Here is a 4,196-nt window from a genome sequence, read left to right as displayed (position 1 = left end):
TAGGCGGATCGAAGGCCGCTTTGTCCACGGACAGGGTCTTCGGCGACTTTACAATTCGCCATACTCTGTCAATTGAATGTGAAATACTTAAGTCGTCCCCAGTTGCACCGGTCACGAGCGGGTGCATCGGGGGACGATTCACACGGTCGGATCACCCGGCGCGCCAGGAGCGCGAGAAAGGGAACCGCATGGACGAGGCGACTCTGGGGATGGAAGCATCATTTGCCCAATGGGCTGAACTGACGGATGCCTACGCACGCCAACTGACGGCGATGCAGCTGGGCGTGGCGGGCGCGCGCGACGAGGCGACGCGGCTGGCGCGCGAGATCCAGCAGCTGGTGCGCGGGCCGGTACCGCCGGGCGACTGGCTCGGGCCGATGGCGTCGGTGCCCAGGCCCTGACGCCGCTTCTTCTCTTCTTTTCAGCCGTGCTGTGCCAGCGCGGCACGCAGGCGCCGCAGTTCCTGCTGCAGATCGAGGATCAGCGCTGCGGCATCCAGTCCCACGTCGAATTCGCGCTGAAGGCGCCGCGTCTCCAGCGCGCGCCGCAGTTCGGCGCTGCCGAAGCGCCATTCCTGCACCGGCCGGCCGGCCGGCGCCTCGACGATGCCGGCGGCAGCCAGTTCGGCCACCCAGTCCAGCGTGGCGCCGCAGGCGCGGGCCAGTTCGGCCGCGGCCAGCGGGTCGGCCGCGCCGACCACGGTGCAATGGGTCACGGTGACGGTGGTGGTGCTTCGCTCGGGATGGCTCATGGTGTTCTCGCTCCTGCCGCGCATCACGCCGCCGCGCCCGCGCCGGCGTGGAGCCGGCGGCGCGGGTCGAAGCCGGTGGTGGCCCGGGCCAGCTGCTCGTAGGCGGCGCGGGCGGCATCGCTGTCCGCCGGCGGCAGGGCCAGCTCCAGCACCAGGTACAGGTGGCCGCCCGGCCCGCGGTCCTTCAGCCGCAGCTTGAGGCCGGGCCGCGCGTTGGGCGGCACGCGCACGGCGCCCGTGCCGCCGCCGGGCAGCGGCACCTCGACCTCCGCGCCCAGCGCCGCCTCGGACGGCGTGACGGGCAGCGTCATCAGCAGGTCGCGCCCGTCCACCATGTACAGCGGGTGCGGTGCGATGCGCACTTCCAGGTACAGGTCGCCGGGCGGCTCGCCGCCGTGGCCGGGCAGGCCCTGGCCGGCCAGCCGGATGTACTGGCCAGGGTGCACGCCGCGCGGGATGTTCACCCGCAGCGTGCGGGCGACCCACTGCGGCTGGCCCTGTTCGTCCAGTTCCAGCGCGCGCAACTGGATCTCGCGCTCGCCGCCGGTCAGGGCGAACTCCAGCGGCACCTCGATGGCGGCGTGGTGGTCCTCGCCGCGCGCCTTGAAGTTGCGCCGGCTGGCGCTGCGCCGCTCGGCCGCGCCGAACAGCGAGGAGAAGAACTCGCTGAAGTCGGCGTGGTCGGCCGGGCCGCCCTGGGCGCGGTGGAACTCGAAGCCCTCGTCCCAGCCCGGCGGCGGCTGGAAGCCGCCGGTGCCGGTGCCGCCGCCGCTCTTCACGCGCTCGGCCAGCGCGTCGTAGGCGGCGCGCTTGTCCTTGTCGCCCAGCACGTCCCAGGCCTCGTTGACCTCGCGCATGCGGGTCTCGGCGTCGGCTTCCTTGCTGACGTCGGGGTGGTACTTGCGGGCGAGGCGACGATACGCCTTGCGGATCTCGTCCTCGCCGGCCTTCGGGTCGACGCCCAGGGCGCTGTAGTAGTCCTTGAATTCCATGGTGGGTGGGGAATCAGGCCAGGGCAGCGCCCGCCGGGTCGGCCGGCGGGCGCAGGGCCGTCACCTGCCAGGTGGGGCCGATGCGCTCGAAACAAAGGGGCTGGGCGTTGCCCATCACGCGGGCGTCCACCGGCACGCCCAGCAGGGCGGCCAGCACGTACAGGGTGCCGCCGTGCGCCACCACCAGCACCGGGGCGGGCTCGGCCAGGGCGGCGGCCAGCGCGGCGCGCTTGCGCTCGACGAACTGTGGCAGCGTCTCGCCGCCTTCCGGCGCGCAGGCCCAGTCGATGTCGGCCGAGGAGCTGCCGATCAGCGCGCCGAAATGGCGCTCGCGCAGCGCCTCGCGGGCCGCCGGGGCGAGCCGGTGGTGCGCGGCCACGGCCAGGGCGGTGTCCAGCGCGCGCTGCGCGTCGCTGCACACGATGCTGCGGATCGGCTCGCCGGCCAGCACGGCGGCGGCCAGCGCGGCCTGCTGCACGCCCAGCTCGGACAGCGGCTCGTCGTAGGACTGGAAGATGCGCAGCGCGTTGCGCGGCGTCTGGCCGTGGCGCAGGAAGTAGAAGCGGCTGCACGACAGCGACAGCGGCCGGCCGGCGGCCAGCTCGATCAGTCGGGCCATGCCGCGCGGCGCGGGGTGGGTCGGGGCGGGGTGGTTCACAGCTTCGGGATGCGCAGGGTCTTGCTGATCATCAGGGTACCCGACAGCGCATACAGCAGGGTGAACGGATGCAGCGTCCACGGCCCCAGCGCCCAGGCGCCGCCGGCCAGGGTCTCGCCGATGCGTCCGGCGCCGGCGGCCCAGGCGAGCAGGCCGACCAGCACCACGCTGGTGGGGATCGGCGTGCCCTCGAAGTACTTCACCTTGTCGCCGCCTTCCGAGAGCGCCTCGGCCGTGACGTTGAAGCGCGCCAGCCGGCTCACGCCGCAGCAGACGAAGTAGGCCAGCAGCACCGCGTCCCAGCCGCCGCGCAGCCCCGCCGCGAAGCCCAGCGCGGCCGGCGCCATGCCGAAGGAGATCACGTCGGCCAGCGAGTCCAGTTCGCGGCCGAGGGGCGAGGAGGTCTGGCGCCAGCGCGCGATGCGCCCGTCGAGCACGTCGAAGGCGAAGGCGGCCGGCGCGAGCGCGCAGGCCGCGTAGAAGTGCGCGAGCGAGCCGCTGGCGACGAAGGCCATCGCCAGGAAGACGCAGCCCACGCCGCAGGCGGCGTTGCCCAGGGTGAAGAAGTCCGCGAGGTGGAACTCGCGGATCATGGAGAAGCGGCGGCGCGGCGGTGGTGGCGTGGACGTCATGCGGGCTCCGTGCCGGCGGCGCGCGCGGCTTCGCGCCGGGCGACGAGGGCGGCGAAGCGGGCCAGCAGGCCGGCCGCCTCCGGCGTGGGGCGCACCGCGGCGCGCCGCGGCACGGCGTCCTCACCCAGTTCGCCGGCCAGCGCGTCGACATAGCCGCGCATCGCGTCGGCGTCGAACTCGGGATGGAACTGCACGCCCCAGGCGGCCTCGCCGAAGCGCACGGCCTGGTGCGGCTCCCAGGCGTTGCGGGCCAGCGCGACGGCGCCCGGCGGCAGCGCGAGCGCGCTCTGGCGGTGTACGACGTGCGCGGCGAAGCGCGGCGGCAGCCCGGCCATCAGCGCATCGCCTTCGGCCTCGGGCAGCAGTTCGACCTCCACCGTGCCCACCTCGCGCCCGAGCGGGTGGTCGTCGGCGCGGCCGCCCAGCGCGTCGGCCAGCAGCTGGTGGCCGTAGCAGATGCCCAGCACCGGCACGCCGGCGCGCGCCGCCTGCGCCAGCCAGCGGCCGGCGGCTTCGCTCCAGGCTTCACGGTGCGACACCATGGCGTGCGAGCCGCTGGCCACCACGCCGGCCGTGCGCCCGGGCGGCGGCAGCGTGTCGCCGCGCCGCGGGTCCAGCACGGCCAGGTCGAGGTCGTTGCGGCCCAGGCTGCGCGCGATCCAGTGCTCGAAGTCGTCCTGGCGCTCGCGCAGTTCGGGCAGCGTGTCGCCCAGCTTGAGGATGACGAGGGGGCGGGGAGGTTCGGGCAGGTCGGCGGACATGGGCCCGATGATGCCGCAGCGCAGCACGCCGCGCATGGCCTCGGGCCGGCGGATGGCGCTGGCGCGCCGCTCAGCGCAGGCCGAAGAAGGACAGGATGGCGGCGATGACGACGACCAGGCCGACGATGTAGATGACGGTGTTCACGCGGCTGTTCTCCAGTGATTTGTTGGAATGTCCAGCCAGTGTGGGCGCACGCGGCGGCGGCGGCCGTCGGAAGGGACTGCGGTGCCTTGTAGGACAGCCCGGCCCGGCGGCCTCGCTCTTCACGCCTTCTCGTCGGCGTGCGCGGCGGCCTGCGCCAGATGCCGGGCGGTGTCGGCGATGGCCTCGCGGCGCGCCTCGCCGCCGATGTGGCCGCCGAAGAGGGAGCGGCCGCGGCCCCACTCGGCGTGGCCGCGCGC

Annotated in this window: 7 protein-coding genes; 1 reads left to right on the top strand and 6 read right to left on the bottom strand. The window is 74.1% G+C overall.

All coding sequences use genetic code 11. The features are described 5' to 3' along the window. Positions 1 to 188 precede the first annotated feature (188 nt). Positions 189 to 401, top strand: a complete 213-nt coding sequence (locus ACIY1X_RS25240; protein ID WP_399686109.1) for a hypothetical protein — start codon at positions 189 to 191, stop codon at positions 399 to 401. Between the two features lie 20 nt (positions 402 to 421). Here ACIY1X_RS25240 and ACIY1X_RS25235 read toward each other — a convergent pair whose 3' ends face one another. The 6 genes from ACIY1X_RS25235 to ACIY1X_RS25210 form a co-directional block, all read right to left on the bottom strand. Beyond that, complete coding sequence (locus tag ACIY1X_RS25235; protein WP_399686106.1) at positions 422 to 751, bottom strand: chaperone modulator CbpM; 330 nt, start codon at positions 749 to 751, stop codon at positions 422 to 424. Positions 752 to 774: 23 nt separating this feature from the next. Next, a complete protein-coding gene (locus ACIY1X_RS25230; protein WP_399686103.1) occupies positions 775 to 1,743 on the bottom strand; it encodes a DnaJ C-terminal domain-containing protein in 969 nt (322 codons plus the stop codon). Between the two features lie 13 nt (positions 1,744 to 1,756). Then, positions 1,757 to 2,401 (bottom strand): histidine phosphatase family protein, encoded by a 645-nt coding sequence (locus ACIY1X_RS25225; protein ID WP_399686101.1) that lies wholly within the window; start codon positions 2,399 to 2,401, stop codon positions 1,757 to 1,759. After that, positions 2,398 to 3,033, bottom strand: coding sequence for a CDP-alcohol phosphatidyltransferase family protein (locus ACIY1X_RS25220; protein WP_399686099.1), 636 nt, complete (start codon positions 3,031 to 3,033; stop codon positions 2,398 to 2,400). The genes ACIY1X_RS25225 and ACIY1X_RS25220 overlap by 4 nt, the downstream gene beginning before the upstream one ends. Continuing rightward, positions 3,030 to 3,794 carry a glutamine amidotransferase gene (locus ACIY1X_RS25215; protein ID WP_399686097.1) on the bottom strand — a complete coding sequence of 255 codons (765 nt, stop codon included), beginning with the start codon at positions 3,792 to 3,794 and terminating at the stop codon, positions 3,030 to 3,032. Before ACIY1X_RS25215 ends, ACIY1X_RS25220 begins: the two co-directional genes overlap by 4 nt. A 70-nt stretch (positions 3,795 to 3,864) precedes the next feature. Beyond that, positions 3,865 to 4,062, bottom strand: coding sequence for a hypothetical protein (locus ACIY1X_RS25210; protein ID WP_399686094.1), 198 nt, complete (start codon positions 4,060 to 4,062; stop codon positions 3,865 to 3,867). Positions 4,063 to 4,196 lie beyond the last annotated feature (134 nt).

The organism is Xenophilus sp. (assembly GCF_044462705.1).
In the GTDB taxonomy this organism is placed as follows: Bacteria; Pseudomonadota; Gammaproteobacteria; order Burkholderiales; family Burkholderiaceae_C; genus Xenophilus; species Xenophilus azovorans.
The sequence above is the reverse complement of the archived record's forward strand: the minus strand, read 5'-3'. Positions and strand labels throughout refer to the sequence as shown.